The sequence below is a fragment of the Paenibacillus sp. J14 genome (assembly GCF_000518465.1).
GTDB classification, from domain to species: Bacteria; Bacillota; Bacilli; order Paenibacillales; family Paenibacillaceae; genus Fontibacillus; species Fontibacillus barengoltzii.
The window spans coordinates 1-21065 of sequence record NZ_JADQ01000038.1 but is presented as its reverse complement, the minus strand read 5'-3'; the positions used below and the strand labels follow the sequence as shown (position 1 = coordinate 21065).

Annotated in this window: 23 protein-coding genes; all 23 read left to right on the top strand. The window is 51.0% G+C overall.

The features are described from left to right. Positions 1-11 precede the first annotated feature (11 nt). The 23 genes from fliQ (at position 12) to M891_RS0114600 (ending at position 20966) form a co-directional block, all read left to right on the top strand. On the top strand, positions 12-281 hold the full coding sequence (gene fliQ / locus M891_RS0114710; protein WP_009223019.1) for a flagellar biosynthesis protein FliQ: 270 nt from the start codon (positions 12-14) through the stop codon (positions 279-281). Between the two features lie 12 nt (positions 282-293). Then, on the top strand, positions 294-1082 hold the full coding sequence (fliR, locus tag M891_RS0114705; protein WP_009223020.1) for a flagellar biosynthetic protein FliR: 789 nt from the start codon (positions 294-296) through the stop codon (positions 1080-1082). Between the two features lie 14 nt (positions 1083-1096). Then, positions 1097-2188, top strand: a complete 1092-nt coding sequence (flhB, locus tag M891_RS0114700; protein ID WP_016312433.1) for a flagellar biosynthesis protein FlhB — start codon at positions 1097-1099, stop codon at positions 2186-2188. A gap of 21 nt (positions 2189-2209) precedes the next feature. Then, positions 2210-4246 carry a flagellar biosynthesis protein FlhA gene (gene flhA / locus M891_RS0114695; protein WP_016312432.1) on the top strand — a complete coding sequence of 679 codons (2037 nt, stop codon included), beginning with the start codon at positions 2210-2212 and terminating at the stop codon, positions 4244-4246. Further along, positions 4243-5649: a flagellar biosynthesis protein FlhF gene (gene flhF, locus M891_RS0114690; RefSeq protein ID WP_028539381.1), complete on the top strand. Its 1407-nt coding sequence runs from the start codon at positions 4243-4245 to the stop codon at positions 5647-5649. The genes flhA and flhF overlap by 4 nt, the downstream gene beginning before the upstream one ends. Beyond that, positions 5646-6533, top strand: a complete 888-nt coding sequence (locus M891_RS0114685; RefSeq protein ID WP_016312430.1) for a MinD/ParA family protein — start codon at positions 5646-5648, stop codon at positions 6531-6533. Before flhF ends, M891_RS0114685 begins: the two co-directional genes overlap by 4 nt. Positions 6534-6564: 31 nt before the next feature. Beyond that, entirely contained in the window at positions 6565-8055 is a 1491-nt protein-coding gene (locus M891_RS0114680) for a protein-glutamate methylesterase/protein-glutamine glutaminase (protein ID WP_036700616.1), read from the top strand. A 72-nt stretch (positions 8056-8127) separates the two neighbouring features. Next, positions 8128-10212, top strand: a complete 2085-nt coding sequence (locus tag M891_RS0114675) for a chemotaxis protein CheA (protein ID WP_028539379.1) — start codon at positions 8128-8130, stop codon at positions 10210-10212. 33 nt (positions 10213-10245) lie between these two features. Beyond that, positions 10246-10707 (top strand): chemotaxis protein CheW, encoded by a 462-nt coding sequence (locus tag M891_RS0114670; RefSeq protein ID WP_016312426.1) that lies wholly within the window; start codon positions 10246-10248, stop codon positions 10705-10707. Between the two features lie 4 nt (positions 10708-10711). Then, positions 10712-11341, top strand: coding sequence for a chemotaxis protein CheC (locus tag M891_RS0114665; protein WP_016312425.1), 630 nt, complete (start codon positions 10712-10714; stop codon positions 11339-11341). Then, positions 11331-11828 (top strand): chemotaxis protein CheD, encoded by a 498-nt coding sequence (locus tag M891_RS0114660; RefSeq protein WP_028539378.1) that lies wholly within the window; start codon positions 11331-11333, stop codon positions 11826-11828. The genes M891_RS0114665 and M891_RS0114660 overlap by 11 nt, the downstream gene beginning before the upstream one ends. 2 nt (positions 11829-11830) lie before the next feature. Beyond that, positions 11831-12253, top strand: a complete 423-nt coding sequence (locus M891_RS0114655) for a hypothetical protein (protein WP_028539377.1) — start codon at positions 11831-11833, stop codon at positions 12251-12253. 15 nt (positions 12254-12268) lie between these two features. Then, positions 12269-13057, top strand: coding sequence for a FliA/WhiG family RNA polymerase sigma factor (locus tag M891_RS0114650; protein ID WP_016312422.1), 789 nt, complete (start codon positions 12269-12271; stop codon positions 13055-13057). A gap of 41 nt (positions 13058-13098) precedes the next feature. Next, positions 13099-14508, top strand: coding sequence for a DUF342 domain-containing protein (locus M891_RS0114645; protein ID WP_028539376.1), 1410 nt, complete (start codon positions 13099-13101; stop codon positions 14506-14508). A 65-nt stretch (positions 14509-14573) separates the two neighbouring features. Continuing rightward, complete coding sequence (locus M891_RS0114640; RefSeq protein WP_028539375.1) at positions 14574-14897, top strand: hypothetical protein; 324 nt, start codon at positions 14574-14576, stop codon at positions 14895-14897. 35 nt (positions 14898-14932) lie between these two features. After that, positions 14933-15550: a hypothetical protein gene (locus tag M891_RS0114635; protein ID WP_028539374.1), complete on the top strand. Its 618-nt coding sequence runs from the start codon at positions 14933-14935 to the stop codon at positions 15548-15550. Next, the gene (locus M891_RS0114630) at positions 15547-16164 is read left to right on the top strand and encodes an endolytic transglycosylase MltG (protein WP_028539373.1); all 618 of its coding nucleotides are present in this window, start codon (positions 15547-15549) and stop codon (positions 16162-16164) included. The genes M891_RS0114635 and M891_RS0114630 overlap by 4 nt, the downstream gene beginning before the upstream one ends. A gap of 219 nt (positions 16165-16383) precedes the next feature. Continuing rightward, a complete protein-coding gene (gene rpsB, locus M891_RS0114625; protein ID WP_016312417.1) occupies positions 16384-17082 on the top strand; it encodes a 30S ribosomal protein S2 in 699 nt (232 codons plus the stop codon). 199 nt (positions 17083-17281) lie between these two features. After that, a complete protein-coding gene (gene tsf, locus M891_RS0114620; protein WP_016312416.1) occupies positions 17282-17932 on the top strand; it encodes a translation elongation factor Ts in 651 nt (216 codons plus the stop codon). Positions 17933-18026: 94 nt separating this feature from the next. Next, on the top strand, positions 18027-18755 hold the full coding sequence (pyrH, locus tag M891_RS0114615) for a UMP kinase (protein WP_016312415.1): 729 nt from the start codon (positions 18027-18029) through the stop codon (positions 18753-18755). Further along, positions 18755-19309 (top strand): ribosome recycling factor, encoded by a 555-nt coding sequence (frr, locus tag M891_RS0114610; protein WP_016312414.1) that lies wholly within the window; start codon positions 18755-18757, stop codon positions 19307-19309. Before pyrH ends, frr begins: the two co-directional genes overlap by 1 nt. A 72-nt stretch (positions 19310-19381) precedes the next feature. Continuing rightward, complete coding sequence (locus M891_RS0114605) at positions 19382-20149, top strand: isoprenyl transferase (protein ID WP_016312413.1); 768 nt, start codon at positions 19382-19384, stop codon at positions 20147-20149. A 19-nt stretch (positions 20150-20168) separates the two neighbouring features. Next, positions 20169-20966: a phosphatidate cytidylyltransferase gene (locus M891_RS0114600; RefSeq protein WP_028539372.1), complete on the top strand. Its 798-nt coding sequence runs from the start codon at positions 20169-20171 to the stop codon at positions 20964-20966. Positions 20967-21065: the final 99 nt, after the last annotated feature.

Here is a 21065-nt window from a genome sequence, read left to right as displayed (position 1 = left end):
GAAAACGGTGTATGAGTTCGGAATTTATTATCGGTTTGGCCGGACAAGCCGTATATACCGTGTTGAAGGTCAGCGCACCGATGCTGGTGATCGCCCTTGTGGTGGGCCTCTTGGTAAGTATCTTCCAAGCGACAACGCAAATTCAGGAGCAAACCCTTGCCTTCGTTCCCAAAATCGTCGCTGTTTTACTAGCGTTGTTGTTGTTTGGCCCTTGGATTTTGACGACGCTGGTCGACTTCACCTACGGAATTCTAAATAACCTATCTAGTTATATCGGTTAGGTTGCCGAAGTTATGGATACGATACTGCACGGAATTTCTATTTTTATGCTAATTTTTTGTCGAATGACAGCCTTTTTTGTAGTTTCGCCTATATTTTCATCCCGATCGGTGCCGAATACGTTTAAGGTTGGATTTGCCGGTATCATCGCGGTTGTCATTCTGTTGACCATTGGTCCAAATCAGTCGATACCAAACGACTTAGGATACATATTGGTGATTATTCGTGAAGTGCTGGTAGGTCTGTTGATGGGGTACGTGGCAAATCTGATCTTCTCCGTTATCCAAATGGCGGGCTCATTTATCGATATTCAAATCGGTTTTGGGATCGCGAACGTGATCGACCCTATGACCGGTGCGTCGGCGCCCGTTTTGGGGAATCTCAAGTATATCATTGCCACATTGGTCTTCCTCAGCATGAACGGCCATCACTACTTACTGGATGCGGTCATTCGGAGCTACAACTGGGTTCCTTTATCCAATCAAGTATTCCAACAAATTTATAACGGGAACTTGTCCGAATTTTTAGTTCAAACCTTCAGCCAGGCGTTTATGCTGGCATTTCAAATGTCAGCTCCGCTGGTGGTAGCTCTGTTCGTCACCGACGTAGCGCTTGGATTCTTGGCTCGAACTGCACCGCAATTCAACATTTTTGTTATCGGGATTCCGGTCAAAATCATCGTGGGGTTACTTGTGCTGTTGGTGCTTGTGCCGGGCTTTATCGTTGCGTTTCAAGCTTTGTTCGAGGTGCTGTTCCGAGCGCTTCATGATCTGCTCGGAACGATAGGACAAAGGCCGCAGTAGGATGGAGGATCGCTATGTCATATCGGTATTCGCTTGATCTGCAGCTGTTCGCTGGCGAAAAGACGGAAAAAGCGACTCCGAAGAAACGTCAGGAGGCCCGGAAGAAAGGTCAGGTGGCCAAGAGCCAGGAACTGACCGGCGCCTTGTTATTAATGGCCGGATTCCTATGCTTGACTGCATTTGCTGGTTATTTCAAGGACCGGTTGATTGGCTTGTTTGTTGACGTGTTTTATCATCGGCTGTCCATGGAAGTAACGAAAACGAACGTGATGGCGATGATGGGGGAGTACGCAGTGCAGGTGTTGTTGCTGTTGGCTCCAATCTTCCTGGTTGTCATCGTCGTGGCTGTTGTCGCCAACTATGCCCAGATCGGTTTCATGTTGATCGGAGAACCGCTCAAAATCAAGTTCAGTAAGCTGGATCCGATCAAAGGGTTTAAAAACATCTTTTCCATGCGGTCGTTGGTTCAATTTATCAAAACGCTTTTTAAGCTGTTGATCATCGGGTATCTCGTCTACTCCACGATTTGGGGGTACCGCGGGAGCTTATCCGCATTAGGGCATGTATCGGTGGATGATACGTTTCATTTTACCGCCCAGTTAACGATGAATTTAGGGTTAAAAATCGCAGCCGCTCTAATCGTACTCGCGGTACTGGATTATATGTATCAGCGATATGAACATGAGAAGAATCTGAAGATGTCCAAGCAGGATATCAAAGATGAATATAAGAAAATGGAAGGCGATCCGCTCATCAAGGGGAAAATTCGGGAACGTCAGCGGCGGATGGCCCTGCAGCGGATGATGCAGGAAGTGCCGAAAGCCGATGTAATTATCACCAACCCGACTCACTTTGCGGTCGCTCTGAAGTACGACGGATCCAAAATGGATGCCCCGCAAGTCATTGCCAAAGGGCAGGATTATGTGGCGCTGCGCATTAAGGAAATCGCCAAAGAACATGGCGTAATTACGATGGAAAACAAGCCGCTGGCACGGGCGTTATTTCAACGAACCGAAATCGGGGAGACGATCCCTGCGGATTTGTTCCAAGCTGTTGCTGAAGTGCTGGCTTACGTATACCGAATCAAAGGCAGACCCAAATCATAATGGGATCGGAGGGGAACTTACGTGAAGAAATTTAAAGATTTATTTATTCTAGTTGGTATAATTGGCATCGTTTTGCTGATGATCGTTCCGATCCCGACTTGGCTGCTGGATATTTTGTTGATCATCAATATTTCCCTCGCTCTGATCATTTTGCTTGTTGCAATGAACACCAAGGAGGCCTTGCAGTTCTCCATCTTTCCAGCCATGCTGCTCGTGACGACCTTATTCCGTTTGGCGTTAAATGTATCGACGACCAAGCTGATTCTGGGACAGGCCAAAGCCGGCCACGTGGTGGCTACTTTCGGATCATGGGTATCCCACGGTGAACCCGTTGTCGGTTTTGTCGTCTTCCTGATTCTCGTGGTCGTTCAGTTTATCGTCATTACCAAGGGGTCGGAACGTGTTGCTGAGGTTGCTGCACGGTTTACCCTCGACGCCATGCCAGGGAAACAGATGAGTATTGATGCCGACCTGAATGCGGGGCTCATTAATGAGCAGCAAGCCCGTGAGCGCCGAGGGAAGATTGAGCGGGAAGCCGATTTCTACGGTGCCATGGATGGTGCGAGTAAATTCGTCAAAGGGGATGCCATTGCGAGTATCATTATCCTCCTGATCAACCTGATCGGGGGCTTTATTATCGGGATGACGATCCATGGTATGAGCTTTGACGAAGCGCTTTCGACATATTCACTCCTGACGATCGGGGATGGCTTGGTCAGCCAGATTCCGGCGTTGCTGATTTCTACCGCAGCTGGTTTGATCGTAACCCGGGCTTCTTCGGAGGGCAACCTGGCAGACGATATTACGGGGCAGTTGTTCACCTATCCGAAGCTGTTATTCGTTGTAGCCGGGACGATCGCCCTACTTGGCACCTTTACGCCGATCGGTATTTGGACAACTTATCCGTTCGCGATATTGATGGTCTTTGCTGCAATTAAGATGCAGAAAAATATGGACCGGCGGCAAGTCGAACAGGAGCAACAGGAGGAGGAACAGCAAATCGAAGAAGTTCGGAGCCCCGAGAGTGTCATCAACCTGCTTCAGGTAGATCCTATCGAATTCGAATTTGGTTATGGGCTGATTCCTCTTGCCGATACGGGGCAAGGCGGGGATTTGCTGGATCGGATCATCATGATCCGGCGTCAATGTGCGCTTGAACTCGGTTTGGTTGTTCCCGTCATTCGCATTCGCGACAATATTCAACTAAAACCGAATGAATATGTCATCAAAATAAAAGGAAATGTCGTAGGCGGTGGTGAATTATTACTTAATCACTATTTAGCCATGAGTCCAGGGGTGGATGATGACTCGATTACAGGTATCGAGACCCGCGAACCTGCGTTTGGCTTACCGGCCCTTTGGATCGATGAAGCGACCAAGGATCGGGCAGAATTGGCGGGCTATACCGTAGTTGATCCACCGTCTGTCGTGGCAACGCATTTGACAGAGCTGATTAAGAAGCATGCGCATGAGCTGCTGGGCCGTCAAGAGACGAAAGCCCTGGTCGACAACCTCAAAGAAAATTATGCGGTTCTTGTCGATGAATTAATACCGTCGGTGTTGTCGATTGGTGACGTCCAGAAGGTGCTGGCCAAATTGCTTAAAGAGAAGATCTCGATTCGCGATATGGTGACCATTTTCGAGACACTGGCAGATTACGGAACCTATACCAAGGATCCGGACGTGCTCACCGAATACGTCAGACAAGCGTTATCCCGACAAATTACCCAGCAATATACCCAACCGGGTGAAACGATGCGCGTAATTACTGTGGGACCGAACCTGGAGAAGAAAATCGCCGAGAGTGTGCAGCAGACCGAACAAGGCAGCTATCTGGCCCTGGACCCAGCTTCAACGCAAACGGTCTTCCAGAAGCTGACCGAACAAATTAACCGTTTGGTCCAAACGGGCCATCAACCGATCCTGCTCACCTCGCCAACGATCCGGATGTATTTGCGCCAAATCATCGAGCGCAGCATGCAAGATATTCCGGTGTTATCTTACAGCGAGTTGGAACCCAATGTTGAAATTCAAAGTGTCGGGGTGGTGAATTTATGAGAGTAAAACGATATATCGTCGACACGATGCCTGACGCCATGTTGAAAATTCGCAGTGAGCTGGGTTCGGATGCGGTCATCTTGAGCACAAAGGAAGTGAAGCTCGGCGGTTTCCTCGGCATGTTCCAGAAAAAGAAGATTGAAGTGATTGCTGCGACGGAGGAAAAGGCGGCACCGGCACCCAAAGCCAAACCGCCTTTGCCGGCACAGCCGTCGGTTCCGGCTCCTGTGGCACGCCAAGCCGTGCCGGAGGCATACCGCAAAACGTCGCAGTTAGCCCAGCCTGCTGCCTCGCCGCAGGCTGTGTCTGCTTCCCCGGTTCTCACGACAATAGGCGGTCAGGAACGAGAGGAGCCGATCATCACCGCGGTCATGCCGCCAGCACCAGTGACAGAGACGGAACGCCAAACCTTTATTGAACCGGCTTCCAGTGAGCCTTCAGCTCGATTGGAGGCAGCGATCGCACGAGCGGCAGATTCCGAGCAACTCCTAAGCAAGACGGATTTAGGGGGCGCCAACTCCGAAAAAGAAGAGCGCTTGCTGGAAGAAATTCAGCAAATGAAGATGTGGCTCAGCGAGCTGGCGAAGAAGCAAGCTGACAGCCGGGTATTCCCGCCGGGTTTACAGGCGATCCAACAACAGCTGATGAACCAAGAAGTGGGCATGGAGCTTGCCGGTCGGTGGGTAGAAGAAATTTACGAAGCCTGGTTAAGCTCAGGCAAGACATTAAGCGATGACGACATGCGGGCTAGGCTTCAGACCATCGTTACCAGCTTCCTAGATCACCGAATTGATGCGGGGATCGGCGATCAGACAAAGATCGTATATATCGCCGGACCGACCGGGGTTGGGAAGACGACAACCATTGCCAAGCTTGCGGCGGATCAAATTTTCCGGTTGCACAAAAAGGTAGGGTTCATCACGGCGGACACTTATCGAATTTCGGCCATAGAGCAGCTGCGGACGTACGCAACGATCTTAAATGTGCCTCTGGAGGTCGTTCAGTCCCCCGGTGATGTACAACGAGCTATGCAACGCTTAGAGCACTGTGACTTGATCCTGATGGATACGGCCGGAAGGAACTATCTAAATGAGCTGTTTGTGGCGGAGCTGCACAGCTTACTTGCTCCTTCGGATGTCAGCGAGACGTATTTGGTCCTTAGCTTGACCTCCAAAGTGCAGGACATGAAACGGATTACCGAGCACTTTAGCAAATATAAATTGGATAAGTTGATTTTTACGAAGCTGGATGAAACGGAAACGACCGGCGCGATCTTTAATTTGTTAAGCGAGTACCCGTTCAAGGTGTCTTTCCTGACCAATGGTCAAAATGTACCTGATGACCTGCTGCAGGCGGACGCTAAGTTAATGGTTGAACTGCTGCTGGGAGAGCGGAAGCCATGAATGACCAGGCCCAAGCACTCAGACAATTGGTATCTTCGCATCGAGAGGCGGCAGGAGCAACCGCCCGCAAGGATTCAGCCCGGATCGTGACAATTAGCAGCGGCAAGGGCGGCGTAGGCAAATCCAACTTCACGTTGAATTTTGCTTTAGCGCTAAAGTCGCTTGGACGCAAAGTACTGATCTTTGATGCGGATATCGGTATGGCAAATATCGACGTGTTAATGGGCATCAGGCCGAGATATAACTTGTACCACCTGCTGAAGGGAGAAAAGAACATTACGGAAATCGTGGAGCTGGGCACGCATGCATTACCCTTTATTGCGGGCGGCTCCGGGCTCGCCGAACTGTTCACCCTGTCCGAAGGGGATCTGAATTACTTCACCTCGCAGATCGAGATAATTTCCGAGGAGATGGACTTCATCCTTTTCGATACAGGTGCCGGTTTGTCGAAGGAAACCCTCAAGTTCATCACCGCTGCCGATGAGTGTCTGGTCGTTACGACACCGGAGCCAACCTCGATCACCGATGCGTATGCCTTGATCAAGGTTGTTCATGGAATGGATCAAAATTTGCCGTTCCGGTTAGTCGTTAACCGGGTTTCCGGGGAGCTTGAGGCGAAGCAGGTTGCCGATAAAATTTCGTTGGTCGCCAGCCGTTTTCTCGATATGGAAATTCCCGTGTTGGGCTACCTCAACGACGATCCGCATGTGATGCAGGCGGTCAAGAAGCAAGTTCCTTTCTCCATCGCTTTCCCCGGTTGCTCGGCAACGCGCGATATTCAGCGATTGGCGTTGGCTTATCTGAATGTTCCGCAAACCAAGCCGAAGGATACTTTATCGGGAATCAAGGGATTTATGCAGAAATGGTTAAAACTGGCAAAATGATTCTTCGTAAAGGAACAGGAGTGGAACGTTGATGTCTTATCGAGTGATGGTGGTAGACGATTCGGCGTTTATGCGTAAGATTATCTCGGATCTGATCGAACAGGACGAGGCTTTTCAGGTCTCGGCAACGGCCAAGAACGGACGTGAAGCCATCGAGCAAATCGCACAGGTTCGACCGGACTTGGTGACGATGGACGTGGAAATGCCGGAAATGAACGGTCTGGACGCGCTCAAGGTCATCATGAAGGAACATCCGTTGCCGGTCATTATGTTATCGGGTATCAATGAACAAGGCATGCGGGAGACGATCATGGCACTGGAGCTTGGCGCCTTCGATTTCATCCGCAAACCATCGGCCACGACCAGCGAGCATGACATCCTGCAGGTCGGCCGCGAGCTGCGCGAGCAGATGCGCGCCGCGATGCAGGCGAAGGAGCGGCGCGATGCCTGGACGGCGGCGCAACTCCGCAGCGCGCCGGTGCTGCCGGCGGCCGGCAAGCCGCCACAGGCAGGCGTTGCCGCGCTAAAGCCGCCGGCGCGGAAGCCGGCGGCGCCCAGCCCGGGCAGCGCAGCGGCCGCGTCCCCGGCGCCGCCCGCCGGGTCGGCGCCTACCGGCGGCACCGCCGCTGCGCGCGCGCCGCTCGCGGGCTCGCCTCGTCTGACGACGAGGCTGCCCGCAGCGAACCCGGCCGCGCCGAGCGGCGGCCGGGATGGCCAGGGCCGGCGCCCGGCGAAGGCGCCGGCGGAGCGCGCGCGGCCTGCGGCGCGGCCCGCGTCTGGCCTTAGCGGCGGCACAGCGCCTGCCGCCCCGCCGGCCAAGCCCGCATCGCCGCCGCGGCAGGCGCCGGCGGCGGAAGTGGCCGCCGCTCGGGAGAAGACGAGCGGCCATGCAGGCAGAGGGCGTCCCCGTTCCGTACGCCCTGCAGGGGAGTTCACCGATCTCGTTGCGATCGGTACTTCAACCGGGGGCCCCAAGGCGCTTAAAGCCGTCTTGGAGAAAATCCCCGGGGACTTTCCGGCGCCAATCGTCATCGTGCAACACATGCCGCCAAACTTTACCAAGTCGCTCGCTCAGCGGTTGAACAGCTTATGCGAACTCAACGTCGTTGAGGCAGAGCAAGGCCAGGAGCTGCAAAGTGGGACGGCATACATTGCTCCGGGAGGTTTCCATATGAACGTCGTACCAAGTCCGACAGGCGGTTATCGCGTCCATTTGACGACCGACAAGCCATGTAACGGACATCGACCTTCGGTGGACGTCTTGTATGAATCGCTGCTCCCGCTGCAAGCACTGAAACGTCATGTTGTACTGCTAACGGGGATGGGCAGCGACGGGGCGAAAGTCATGAAGCGGCTTTATGACGCTGGCGTGACTTCCACTATTGCCGAGAGCGAAGAGACGTGCGTCGTATTCGGTATGCCGCGCTCGGCAATCGAACTGAAATGCGTCAGCCATGTATTACCGCTATACGAGATTGGCCCTAAGCTTGTACAAGAAGTAGCTAAAAAAGCCAGCTTGTAAAGATCCTAACCCTTTTTTAGCTCACCACGAAAATGAGTTATTAACGGAATCTCTTGGAGGAGGTGCCTCACCATGGACATGAATCAGTATTTATCCATGTTTATCGATGAGTCGAACGATCATTTGCAATCATTAAACGAAAAAATGTTGGAGCTGGAAAACAACCCTGAGGATATCAGCATCGTTCAAGTCATCTTCCGATCGGCGCATACGCTGAAGGGGATGGCAGCGACGATGGGGTTCGAGGATTTGTCCTCGCTCACGCACCAGATGGAGAACGTGCTGGACCTCGTCCGGAACGAGAAGCTGAAAATGCAGGAGTTTATCTTCGACACTCTGTTTAAGAGCTTGGATGCGCTGCAAATGATGGTGCAGGACATTACCCAAGGCGGCGAAGGGAAAGCGGACGTCAGTGAGATCGTTGACGCGCTGCAGTCCATCGTACGCGGGGATTTTGCGGAAGGCGGAAGTGCGGCGGCAAGCAAGCCGGCAGCAGGTGGATCCGCGGCGAACAGTGCATCGGCCATCCAACTGGATCAATATCAATTTTCCGTCTTGGAGCAGTCCATCACGGAAGGACATAAAGTGTTGTACATTGAAGTGGCGATCCGAGAGGATTGTCAATTGAAAGCAGCACGCGCCTACCTCGTCTTTGATCTCCTGGAACGATTCGGGGAAATCGTGAAGTCTTCGCCATCTGTACAGGATATTGAGCAAGAGAAATTTGATCGAAGCTTTTCCCTTTATTACATAACTCAAAAAGATTCTGCCGAGATTCAAAGCATGATTATGAATCTGTCGGAAATCGATACGGCACAAGTTGCAGCGCTGGATCATGAAACTTTGGCACAACTGAATGCCGGTTCGAAGGAGGCAGCTGCGGCAGCCGAAGCTGCAGCGCCAGCTCCTGCTCCAGCTCAGACCAAAGCCCAATCCGCTCCAGCTAAACCAGCTGCAGCACCTGAAGCAAAAGCAAATGCTCGCCCAGCTGGAGGTGCCTCCGCTCCTGCCCGTACAATTCGGGTAGATATCGACCGGCTGGACGTGCTCATGAATCTGCTCAGCGAATTGTTGATTGACCGTGCTCGCTTGGAGCAGCTGGCTACCGAAGTCAAACGAAGCGACTTAACGGAAACCGTTGAGCATATGAGCCGTGTCGGCAGCGACTTGCAGAACATCGTGTTGAAGCTGCGGATGGTTCCGGTCGATACCGTGTTCAACCGCTTCCCGCGGATGGTTCGCGACCTGGCGAAATCGCTCGACAAGAAAATCGATCTGAACATCGTCGGGGCCGAAACCGAACTGGATCGCACGGTCATCGACGAAATTGGAGATCCACTCGTGCATTTGCTTCGGAATGCCGTCGACCATGGGGTAGAATCTACGGCTGAACGGATTGCTGCAGGCAAACCGGAAACCGGGACAATTCAGCTGCGGGCTTTCCACAGCGGCAACCATGTGTTTATTGAAATCGAAGATGACGGACACGGCATTGACCGTAATAAGGTTCTGCAAAGAGCGCTTAAGAACGGCATCGTCAAGGAGAGCGAAGCTGCCTCGATGACGGACGAGCAGGTGTACATGCTCTTGTTCGCTCCGGGCTTTAGTACAGCCGAGGTCATCTCCGATATTTCTGGACGCGGGGTTGGACTTGACGTCGTCAAATCCAAAATCGAATCCTTAAGCGGCGTCGTTTCGGTGGAATCGAAGCTGGGTGTCGGCACGAAGTTTTCCGTACAGCTTCCACTGACTTTGTCGATTATTTCGGCAATGCTCATTAAGGTTGGGGAAGAAAAATATGCGATTCCGCTGTCCTCCATCGTCGAAACCGGCTTAATCCGGCGCGACCAGATTCGAGAAGTCCACGGTTATACGATGGTGGCTTATCGCGATACCCATATTCCATACATGTCGCTTGCGAAGCTGTTTGACATACCGGGCTTCTCTGAAAGCGATGAAGAGGAGACAGAAATCGTCGTGATCCGCAAAGGCGACAGGCTAGCTGCCCTAGCGATTGAGGATTTCATTGGCCAAAGCGAAATCGTCATTAAGAACCTGGGCAAATATCTGCCTTCGATTCAAGGGGTTGCTGGTGCAACGATCTTGGGGGATGGTCAGGTAGCGCTCATCATCGATCCAAACGCCTTCATTAAATAAGGTCAGTTATACACTCTAAGGGAGGGTTTCCACATGGGAGAGGAATTAAAAGTTATCGTATTTAAGTTGGGGCATGAAGAATACGGGATCGACGTGGACAAAGTCCAAACGATCGAACGCATGATGCCGATCACGCGCGTTCCGAAGACCTATTCATTTGTTAAAGGCGTGATTAATCTGCGCGGCGTCGTCATTCCGGTGATCGATTTGCGCGGTCGCTTTGGATTGCCGGAGACGGAATATACGGATCAAACCCGGATCATTATTGTCTCGGCTAATGAAATGGAGGTTGGTTTCATCGTTGACTCTGCTAATGATGTGATCGACCTGAATACTGACTTGATCGACTCGCCGCCGGATGTTGTTGGCGGTATCAAAGCGAAATATCTGCATGGGGTAGCCCGGATTTCCGAGGATCGGCTGTTGGTGATGTTGAATTTGTCGGAAGTGCTCAGCCGGAAGGAAATTATTCAATTAGAAAGCTTAGAGGGCTAGTACCGTGGATTTGTTCAGAGGGTTCGAAGACTTCAAAATCGATATTTTGAAGGAGGTCGGCAATATCGGGGCGGGAAATGCCGCTACGGCTTTGTCCAAGCTGCTGGACAAGCCGATCGATATGGCCGTTCCGATGGTCCAAATGCTCCCGTTTGAAGCGATTGCCGATCGTGTTGGCGGCGCGGAAAACTTGGTGCTGGCTGTATTCTTCCGAGTAGAAGGCGATGCGCCGGGCAATTTGTTTTTCATCCTAAGCCCGGAAGCGGCGAAGAAGCTGCTGACTCGCTTGGCCGGCATCACGGTGGATAATGGTGAAACCTTCTCTGAGATGGAATGGTCGGCGTTATCGGAAATCGGTAATATTTTAGCCGGCTCGTATTTATCCTCGCTCGCCGATTTCACCTCCTTGCAAATGTCGCCTACTGTACCTGCTTTAGCTCTAGATATGGCGGGTGCGATCTTGAGTTACGGACTCCTGCAATTTGGTGAAATGGGGGATTCCGCCCTGCTGATCGACACGAAATTTATTGAAGGTCAAGATGAGGTGGAAGGTCAGTTCTTCCTCATTCCGGATCCGGATTCATTCGCCAAAATTTTTGCAGCGCTTGGAGTACCAATTGATCATGATCGATGAGCAGTACGTCGTCAAGGTAGGCATGGCCGAGTTGAATGTCATTACTCAGCAGGGATTGATACGTACAACCGGCCTAGGCTCCTGTGTAGGATTAACCTTATACGACCCGCAGCTTAAAATTGCCGGTCTTGCGCATGTGATGTTGCCTTCCTCGGACATCGCCCGGGAAGGGGCGTTAAATATCGCTAAGTATGCAGATACAGCCATTCCGGCACTCTACCGGAAACTGCTGGATCTTGGTGCAGGGCCAAGCCGACTGGTAGCCAAGATGGCTGGAGGATCGCAAATGTTTACCTTTGCCGGCAGCAATGACACCATGCGGATTGGTCCACGTAATGTGGAGTCCTGTAAAGAGCAGCTGTCTGAGCTCGGCATTCCATTGCTTGCAGAGGATACGGGCGGCAATTACGGCCGAACGATCGAACTGGACAGCATGACAGGGATCTTATATGTGCGAAGTGTACAAATGGGGATAAAGGAATTGTAGCCATGCCAGGAAAATTGAGATATTACTTGTTGTCGGGCTTTATCGGTTTTCTAATTACGTATGCCGTTTCGGCAGGAAACAATTTGTTCATGACCAGCTTTGTACGAGGGCTTATTTCGTTTGCCGTTTGGTTTCTGTTGGCGTTTGCGGCCAACTGGATGTTGGGGTTCCTGAAGGAAATGCCAGGGGATTATGCTCCTGCTCCGGAGGTTGACCACGCATCTGAGGAGGGCAAGGGCACGAATCTCGACTTGCTGACGCCGGACGAAAGCGAGCAGCTCAATGATCTGTTAAAGCCAACTCCGGCTGCTTCGGATGTGGAGAAGCAATTTGCGCCGCTAAATCCGCCAAAATTAGTGAAGACACCTGACGGCAAAGATCCTGAAGAGCTGGTTAAGGTCGTTCGTCACCTGACAGAACAATAAGGAGGGTGAAGGCAATTGAACGAGCGGAAGACATCCACTCTAAATCATGCCGACCTTTGGGAAAGTTGGAAAGAGCACGGTGATTTAGAGGCCAAGAAACAACTTATCGAGAAATATCTGCCCATTGTCGACTACGTTTCAGGACGTCTCGCTGTCGGTTTGCCCAAAAACGTATCCAAGGACGATCTCGCCAGCAACGGTGTTATGGGATTGATCGATGCGGTCGAAAAGTTTGACTACAAACGGGGACTTCAGTTCGAAACCTATGCATCTTGGCGGGTACGGGGGGCGATTTTGGACGGCCTGCGGCAAGGGGACTGGGTTCCCCGATCCGTGAGAGAGAAAGCCAAGAAAATCGAAGAAGGTTATCAACATTTAGAGCAGCAATATCTCCGCTCCGTCACTGACGCTGAGATGAGTTCCTATCTCAATGTAAGCGAGAAGGAATTTCAAAGTATGCTTCAGGAAGTTGCCGTGATGACCCTATGCTCGCTGGAGGATCCTATCCGCGAAGAAGAATCGGAGACTCGTCTTACTTTACTCGTTGACGAAAAGGCAAAAAACCCGGATTATAAGGTTAGGGAGTTCTATCTTCGTGAATCCCTTGCGAAAGGGATTGAGAAGTTGACCGAGAAGGAACGTACAGTAGTCTCCCTACTCTATTATGAGGATTTATCCTTGAGCGAAATCGCCGAGGTCATGTCTTTGTCACCCTCGCGGATTTCGCAATTACACTCTAAGGCGATTTTACGCCTTCGGGGCAGTTTGGAGAAGCAACGCGATTTGTTGCTGGCTGAAGACTGACGAGTTATTTTAAGCGAGTGAATGATGAGGGGGACGGCTTCGTGGAGCTTTTGGATAATTTAAAACAGATCTTGAGCGTGACGTTAAACGATGATAAGACTGTAGCCTATCTGCAATTTCTGAAGAAAGAAGATGATTTTTCATGTACCCCGGATGAGCTGCTTCACTTCCTGCGGAGCGAAGGCATTAAATATGGGGTTCAGGAGGATATCGTCAAGCGATTTGCAGCCAATCCTAAGGAATACTTCTTTAGCAAAACGCCGATCGCGATGGGGCAAGAGCCGGTTCATGGGGAAAACGGGTTTATCCGCTATGCCATCTCCATCGACGAGGAGAATCAACATCGGCCGGTTGAAACGGAAGACGGCAAAGTTGATTTGAAGGATGTGACGCGGCTTAATAACATCCGTAAAGGACAACTGATTGCTGAGTTGGTACCCCCAGTTCCAGGGCGCCCTGGAACGGCGGTGACGGGCGAAGCGATCCCCTGCCGAGAAGGTAAAGAAGCACGATTTAAAGTGGGCAAGAATGTTGTGTTAAATGCGGAACAGACCGCAATGTATGCCGCCATCGACGGTCTGGTGACGCGAACGGAAAAGGGGAAGCTTAATGTGTTCCCGGTTTACGAGATTAACGGAGACGTCGATTACGGTGTTGGAAATATCGATTTCGTCGGAACGGTTGTTGTCCGCGGGAATGTGCTGACAGGCTTTCGCATTAGTGCTGCCGGGGATATTCGCGTCATAGGCGGAGTAGAGGGAGCTGAGTTGATTGCAGACGGTTCTATCGAAATCTCCGGAGGTATCATCGGATATAATAAAGGCCTGATTAAGGCGGGGCAAAACGTAAAAAGCTCGTTTATCCAAGATGGTAATGTCCATGCGGGAAAAGACGTGATCGTGTCCCAAAGTATTATGCACTCCAACATTAGTGCTGGTCAGGATGTTATTTGTAACGGAGCTAAGGGATTGATCGTTGGCGGGAACATTCAAGCTGGGGAGAAAGTGGTTGCCCGAGTTATTGGGAATCCGATGTCGACATTAACCTCAATCGAAGTTGGTGCATTACCTGAATTACGGAATGAACTGCTGGAACTTCGGCAGCAGGTCAAGGACCAGTTGGCCAACTTGGACAAGACGGAGAAGGCGCTTACGCTGCTTGATCAGCTGGCTTCCATGGGTAAATTGCCGCAGGACAAGCTCGAGATGCGTGCGAAGCTGAATATGACCAAGAAATCGAACACCCAGGAACTGAACCTGATGAAGGAACGCATTCTGACGATCGAGAAGGCACTTGAGGATACGGGGAAAGCTAGAGTTGAAGTCCTTAAAATGATTTACGGCGGTTCCAAGATCGTCATTGGACGATATACCAAGTACATTAAGGAGCCCATTTCGCGAATGACTTTCTATTTTAGCGAAGGGGATATTTCTATGTCTCCTCTCATCTAGACCTGGTATGCCAAGGAAGCTTTTTCGATTTATCCATTCCCTTCGTTGAATCATGAGGTGATCCCATGAATATGAAACCCGTGGAAATGCAAATCGCAGTCCCTCGGACAAGCGAGGCGGGGCGTGTACAACATGATCAGCAGCAACGGCCTCTTCATGACCAAAGTCTGCTATCGCTTCAAGGGTTAAAGGACAGCGAGATTGAGCGCCGGCGCAGCGCTAACGTTGATGAGAGTGCTCATAATACGACGGTAAAGCGCGAAGGGAAAGGTAATTTCACATCGGAGCAGGAACACGGCAGCTCCCAGGACAAGCCGGACGAGCAAGGACAAGGACATCATAAGGCGGAACATCCTTATAAGGGCAAGCATATCGACTTGTCTTTATAAAGGAGACCACATGAACGCAAAGGGTGAGGATTAGATTGTCATTTGGAGAGCCTTGGTTTTACATTGTGTTGCTTGGGGCAGCGGCGCTTGTCTATGCCCTGCTGTTGCCAGGACGCCAAGCAGCGGCACCCAAAGCGGAAATGGCCAGGGAGCTGGAGGCCACTTTGGAGCAGTACATGGCGGAAATCGAAAATGAAAACCAAGAATTAATTGATATGGTTGCGAAGATGAAGCAGGATTTAACCTCCAAACAGTTAGCTCAGCAGGAGCAGATTGCCGAGTTGCGTCAACGTTTGGGGGATGCAGAAGCTTACGCCAAGCAAACGGAAGCACGGCTTGAACTTGTGGAGCAAAACTTGAAGGAGAAGCCGATTCATGCTGCATCCTCAGGACCTGTGGATGCCCCGCTAGTTATCCAACCTCAACTTGAGGCTGCGGTTGCTGCGGAGTCCGATCATTTGCCTGCAGAACCAGCTCCGGAACCGGATGAACCGGAGCTGCCGCAACAAGATCTGGTTCGGGATCGTTATCCCGAACTGTTCGAGTTGTATGACAAAGGGAAGTCGATCGATATGATCGCCAAAGCGACGGGCTTACAACGTGGGGAGGTTCAGCTGATCCTGCAGCTGGCCAAGAAGGAGGAGTCCCGATGATGAAAAACCGCCAGTTTATGCTTGGTTTGGGGTGCGGACTCATCGCCGGGGCTTTACTGCTGCAGCTTATGCTGATTGGACAAGGCAGCAAAAATGATCTCCAATCGAAGGAGGAAATCGAACGCGCTGCCGTGCTGGCCGGTTTGAAGGTCGTGGAGGCGGATCAGGAATTGTTCACGGAAGAGGAATGGTTGGAGCGTTCCGGGCAATCATCGGATTCGGCTGGGAATGAGGGTGAGAACGATGATGCAACACCGGCGGATCCTAATCAGCCAGATGCACCTGCGTCTCCGAAAGCTCCTGACGCTCCAGAAGCAGGGGAAGGATCGGCATCTTCTGATCCCAATGCCGGAGGAACGAACGAGCCCGCTGCTCCAAACCCGCCACAACCAGCGACAGTGGAATACAAGATTGTGGCTGGGACAACGCTGGAAGGCGTAGCTCAAGGCCTGGAGCAAGCCGGGGTAATTGAGGATCAAGATGCGTTTCTGAAAACTGCAATCAATAAGAAAATCAACCGCAAGGTTCGCGCAGGCACCTATACTTTTCAAGTTGGCGAAAGTTATGATTCGATTATTTCAAAAATCTCCATAAAGGCTTCCGGAAGCAAATAAATAGATGTATAAAAAGGCGCCTGAGGCGCCTTTTTATGTTGCTGTCATTTTGCGTCAAACTTTGGTTGCATCCCTATTTTAGTTATGGTATATTAATTGACGGTGTTATAACGCACGCAGGATGATTTCGCTAAGGGTGCTCGCGATTGAGGGAGTCTTAGCGGGAAATGAAACCTGCGGAGGAAGCATCAAAAAAACCAAACTAGGAGGTGCGTGAAGATGGCAGTAATCTCCATGAAACAACTGCTTGAAGCAGGGGTTCACTTCGGTCACCAGACTCGTCGCTGGAACCCGAAAATGGATCGTTATATCTTCACCGAAAGAAACGGTATTTACATCATTGACCTGCAAAAAACGGTCAAGAAAGTGGAAGAAGCTTATAACTTCGTAAAAAGCATTGCTGAAGAGAATGGCACCATTCTGTTCGTAGGCACGAAGAAACAAGCTCAAGATTCTGTTAAAGAAGAAGCTGAACGCGCTGGTCAATTCTACATTAACCAACGTTGGTTGGGCGGTACGCTGACGAACTTCCAAACGATCCAAAAACGGATCGAACGTTTGAAACAACTTGAAACTTGGGAAGAAGACGGTACTTTCACGGTTCTGCCGAAGAAAGAAGTTATCATTCTTCGCAAAGAGAAAGAACGTCTTGAGAAATTCCTGGGCGGGATCAAGAACATGAAGAGCTTGCCAAGCGCTCTGTTCGTAATTGATCCTCGCAAAGAACGTATCGCAGTTGCCGAAGCTCGTAAATTGGGTATCCCAATTGTAGGTATCGTTGACACGAACTGCGATCCAGACGAAATCGACTACGTCATTCCGGGTAACGACGACGCGATCCGCGCCGTAAAACTGTTGACGGGTAAAATGGCGGATGCCGTGATCGAAGCTCATCAAGGCGAACAAACGACGGCTTAATGGCTTTGGCCATACGCTAAATCGATAAATTAAATGAAAAGGGTGGTTGGTAGGTGTCAAACCTCTCACTACCCTTTTTTTAAAGGAAATGGACGGGATAGAAGCTTCTGCAGTACGATCTTATTCCATCTGCAGATGGTTTTATGCCTACACAGTTACAGGGGATATCCCCGATATATCGATATGGAGGGAATTAAACATGGCTGTTGATGCAAAATCGGTCAAAGAACTACGTGAAAAAACCGGCGCGGGAATGCTGGACTGCAAAAAGGCGTTGGAAGAAGCTAACGGCGATATGACGAAAGCTGTTGAACTCTTGCGTGAAAAAGGTCTGGCTGCTGCAGCGAATAAAGCTGGCCGGATCGCGACAGAAGGCGTTGTTGAATCTTATATCCATGCAGGCGGCCGTATCGGCGTTCTGGTTGAGATCAACACAGAAACAGACTTCGTTGCGAAGAACGAACAGTTCAAAGAATTTGCACGCGACGTTGCAATGCATATCGCTGCGATGAGCCCTCGCTACGTTCGTCGTGAAGAAGTTCCACAAGAGGAAATCGAGAAAGAGAAGGAAATTCTGAAAGCTCAAGCGCTGAACGAAGGCAAACCTGAAAAAATCGTTGAAAAAATGGTTGAAGGCCGCATCGGCAAATACTACGAAGAGTTCTGCTTGATGGAACAAGCTTTCGTTAAAGACCCAGACAAAACGATTGAGCAATTGCTGAAAGAAAAAATCAGCACGATCGGTGAAAACATCTCCATCCGTCGTTTTGTTCGCTACGAACTGGGCGAAGGTCTGGAAAAGAAAGTGGACAACTTCGTAGAAGAAGTTATGTCCCAAGTGAACAAGTAAGCAAAACGATCTCACATACATGTGAAGGAAAGTTGGAACACGCCGTGTTCCTTCTTTTTTAACCCGCGAAAGAGTTCGATGTGGAGGTATACATTTGGAACAGCCAGTGTTTAAACGTGTTGTCTTAAAGGTTAGCGGGGAGTCATTAGCCGGTCAAAACGGTTACGGGATCGACGCTGATACGATCGCATCCATTGCCCAACAGGTGAAGGAAGTCGTCGAGTTAGGCGTACAGGTTGCCATCGTATGCGGCGGTGGCAACATTTGGCGCGGGATTGCCGGGAGTGCCAAAGGGATCGATCGCGCAACGGCGGATTACATGGGAATGCTCGCGACCGTAATGAATTCCCTGGCCCTGCAGGACGCACTTGAGCAAATCGATGTGCCAACTCGGGTGCAAACCTCGATTGCGATGCAGCAAATTGCCGAGCCTTATATCCGGCGCCGGGCGATTCGTCACTTGGAGAAGGGGCGGGTTGTGATTTTCGCGGCGGGTACGGGTAATCCGTTCTTTTCCACGGATACTACTGCAGCGCTGCGCGCAGCTGAAATTGAGGCAGAAGTCATCCTGATGGCAAAGAATAAGGTGGATGGCGTTTACTCCGCAGATCCGTTTGTAGATCCAAACGCGGTGAAGTACGAATCTCTCACGTATTTGGATGTGCTGAACAAGAACCTTGGTGTCATGGATTCTACGGCGTCCTCGCTGTGCATGGACAATGATATTCCGTTGATTGTTTTTGCGATTACCGAACAAGGGAACATTAAACGCGTCGTTCTCGGTGAAAAAATCGGGACGATCGTCAAAGGGAGTGTAGATTAATGCCGCAAACGATTAAGAAACATGCCGAAGAACGCATGGAGAAAGCGATTCAGGCGCTGAGAAGAGATCTTTCGACGCTGCGCGCCGGTAGAGCTACGCCTTCGCTGCTTGATCGCATTCAGGTTGATTATTACGGTTCGCCGACGCCAATCAACCAGTTGGCCAATATCAACACGCCGGATTCCCGGACGTTGCTGATCCAGCCTTGGGACAAATCGTCGCTATCGGAAATTGAGCGGGCGATTCAAAAATCCGATCTCGGATTAACGCCTGCAAACGATGGTTCGTCTATTCGCTTGACGATTCCTGCCTTGACGGAAGAGCGTCGGGTCGAACTTGTGAAGATGACGAAGAAATTCGGTGAGGAAGCGAAAGTGGCGATCCGCAACATTCGCCGCGATGCGAACGACGACATCAAGAAGCTAGAGAAAACCGACATTTCTGAGGATGAATCGCGTCGGCATCAAGAAGACATTCAGAAAACGACAGATAAATTTATCGCGGAAGTGGATAAGGTCCTCGCTGCGAAAGAAAAAGAGATCATGGAAGTCTAAGAGACAAAAAAGCTGCCCCTCCTATTACGGTGGGGTTTTGTCTCTTTTTCATCATCGGCTGGAGGAAAAGGAATGATCAAGTTATTTCAACCTTGGCGGAAAAAGAAAAATCCTGGGGCATCCGTCAGCCTGTCCCCGGACAATATCCCGAAACATGTTGCGATTATTATGGACGGGAACGGAAGATGGGCGCGCAGGCTTGGTATGCCGCGAATCGTCGGCCATCGATCGGGGATGAAAGCGGTAAAGCGGGCAACGATCGCTGCTGACGAACTTGGCATTTCCATTTTGACGTTGTATGCTTTCTCAACGGAAAATTGGAAACGGCCGAAGGATGAAGTGGACTATTTGATGTCGCTTCCGCAGGAGTTTCTGGCGATCGAGCTGGATGAATTGGTTGAAAAGAACGTCCAGGTTCGCATGATGGGACATACGGATGAGCTGCCCGCGCATACGATTGCGGCAATGGAGGAAGCGATTGAGCGGACGAAGCACAATACCGGCTTGATCTTGAATTTTGCTTTAAATTACGGCAGCCGTCGCGAGATTACGGAAAGCGTCAAGGGGATTGCGAAGGCTGTGCAATCCGGGGAACTGTCGGTGGAGGACATTACGCCAGAGACGATTGAATCCCGGCTGTTATCCGCCGGGTTGCCTGATCCGGATTTGCTGATTCGTACGAGCGGAGAGCTGCGGTTAAGTAACTTTATGTTATGGCAAACGGCGTATAGTGAGCTTTGGTTCACGGATATCCTGTGGCCGGATTTCAGCAAGGAGCATTTGGTTCAAGCAGTGGCGGAGTATCAACGCCGCACGCGGCGGTACGGCGGATTAACCTAGCGATGGAAGGTGTAGACTGGTGAAACAGCGTTTGATAACGGGGATCATTGCCGGCGGCTTTTTCCTCGGAATGTGCTGGCTTGGCGGAACTCTCTATCATGTACTCATTATGCTTATGGCGCTCATCGGATATTACGAATTCGTACGTATGACGCGCATCCCAGCATTCCAGGGCACGGCCATCCTGGGTTATTTAGGCGTGGTTTATCTTACGTTTCCGTGGCGGCTGCTTGAGATCGACCGACCGCTGAGCGATATGGCGGTGCTGTGGTTATTTATGCTGCTCTTCCTTGCGGTAACCGTGATCAGTAAGAACGAGATCCCAATCGGTCAAATCGCCTTGCTCTATCTTGGTATGGTTTACGTCGGCATCGGATTTGCGGCGATTGCAGAAACACGCAATACACCCGACGGTCACGGCTTATTCTGGACGTTTCTGATGCTGGCGTCGATCTGGAGCAGTGATGCGGGCGCTTATTTTGCCGGGCGGCGGTTCGGGAAGCATAAGCTCTGGCCTGCGATCAGTCCGAATAAAACCGTTGAAGGGGCGCTGGGCGGCGTTTTGCTGGCGGTCATCGTTGCGGTGATCTTTGCGCTCGCTTCCGGCGGGTTGCTTACGATTGGACGAGCCGTCCTGCTCGGGATATCTGCGGCAGTTGTCGGCCAATTTGGCGACTTGATCCAATCGGCTTACAAGCGTGTATATGGCATCAAGGATTCCGGCAATTTGTTGCCGGGGCACGGCGGAATTTTGGACCGGTGCGATAGTTGGGTTACGGTATTCCCGTTCATACATATCCTAACCCTTCTTCCTTAAGGTGGATTTAAAATCGGCTTCCCATCACGAAGCGAAGTCAGGGAAGTGGAAGCGGCGTCGAATCTTGAACTCAGCCGGGCCTTCCGTTGCTCACGTACA

Bases quoted from the DNA above. Each gene is read 5' to 3' on its own strand.
- M891_RS0114640 (WP_028539375.1), top strand. From the start codon at position 14,574: ATGAATATGAAACCCGTGGAAATGCAAATCGCAGTCCCTCGGACAAGC.
- fliQ (WP_009223019.1), top strand. From the start codon at position 12: ATGAGTTCGGAATTTATTATCGGTTTGGCCGGACAAGCCGTATATACC.
- M891_RS0114630 (WP_028539373.1), top strand. From the start codon at position 15,547: ATGATGAAAAACCGCCAGTTTATGCTTGGTTTGGGGTGCGGACTCATC.
- M891_RS0114655 (WP_028539377.1), top strand. From the start codon at position 11,831: ATGCCAGGAAAATTGAGATATTACTTGTTGTCGGGCTTTATCGGTTTT.
- M891_RS0114675 (WP_028539379.1), top strand. From the start codon at position 8,128: ATGGACATGAATCAGTATTTATCCATGTTTATCGATGAGTCGAACGAT.
- M891_RS0114685 (WP_016312430.1), top strand. From the start codon at position 5,646: ATGAATGACCAGGCCCAAGCACTCAGACAATTGGTATCTTCGCATCGA.
- flhF (WP_028539381.1), top strand. From the start codon at position 4,243: ATGAGAGTAAAACGATATATCGTCGACACGATGCCTGACGCCATGTTG.
- frr (WP_016312414.1), top strand. From the start codon at position 18,755: ATGCCGCAAACGATTAAGAAACATGCCGAAGAACGCATGGAGAAAGCG.
- M891_RS0114670 (WP_016312426.1), top strand. From the start codon at position 10,246: ATGGGAGAGGAATTAAAAGTTATCGTATTTAAGTTGGGGCATGAAGAA.
- flhB (WP_016312433.1), top strand. From the start codon at position 1,097: ATGTCATATCGGTATTCGCTTGATCTGCAGCTGTTCGCTGGCGAAAAG.
- fliR (WP_009223020.1), top strand. From the start codon at position 294: ATGGATACGATACTGCACGGAATTTCTATTTTTATGCTAATTTTTTGT.
- M891_RS0114660 (WP_028539378.1), top strand. From the start codon at position 11,331: ATGATCGATGAGCAGTACGTCGTCAAGGTAGGCATGGCCGAGTTGAAT.
- M891_RS0114605 (WP_016312413.1), top strand. From the start codon at position 19,382: ATGATCAAGTTATTTCAACCTTGGCGGAAAAAGAAAAATCCTGGGGCA.
- rpsB (WP_016312417.1), top strand. From the start codon at position 16,384: ATGGCAGTAATCTCCATGAAACAACTGCTTGAAGCAGGGGTTCACTTC.
- tsf (WP_016312416.1), top strand. From the start codon at position 17,282: ATGGCTGTTGATGCAAAATCGGTCAAAGAACTACGTGAAAAAACCGGC.
- M891_RS0114680 (WP_036700616.1), top strand. From the start codon at position 6,565: ATGTCTTATCGAGTGATGGTGGTAGACGATTCGGCGTTTATGCGTAAG.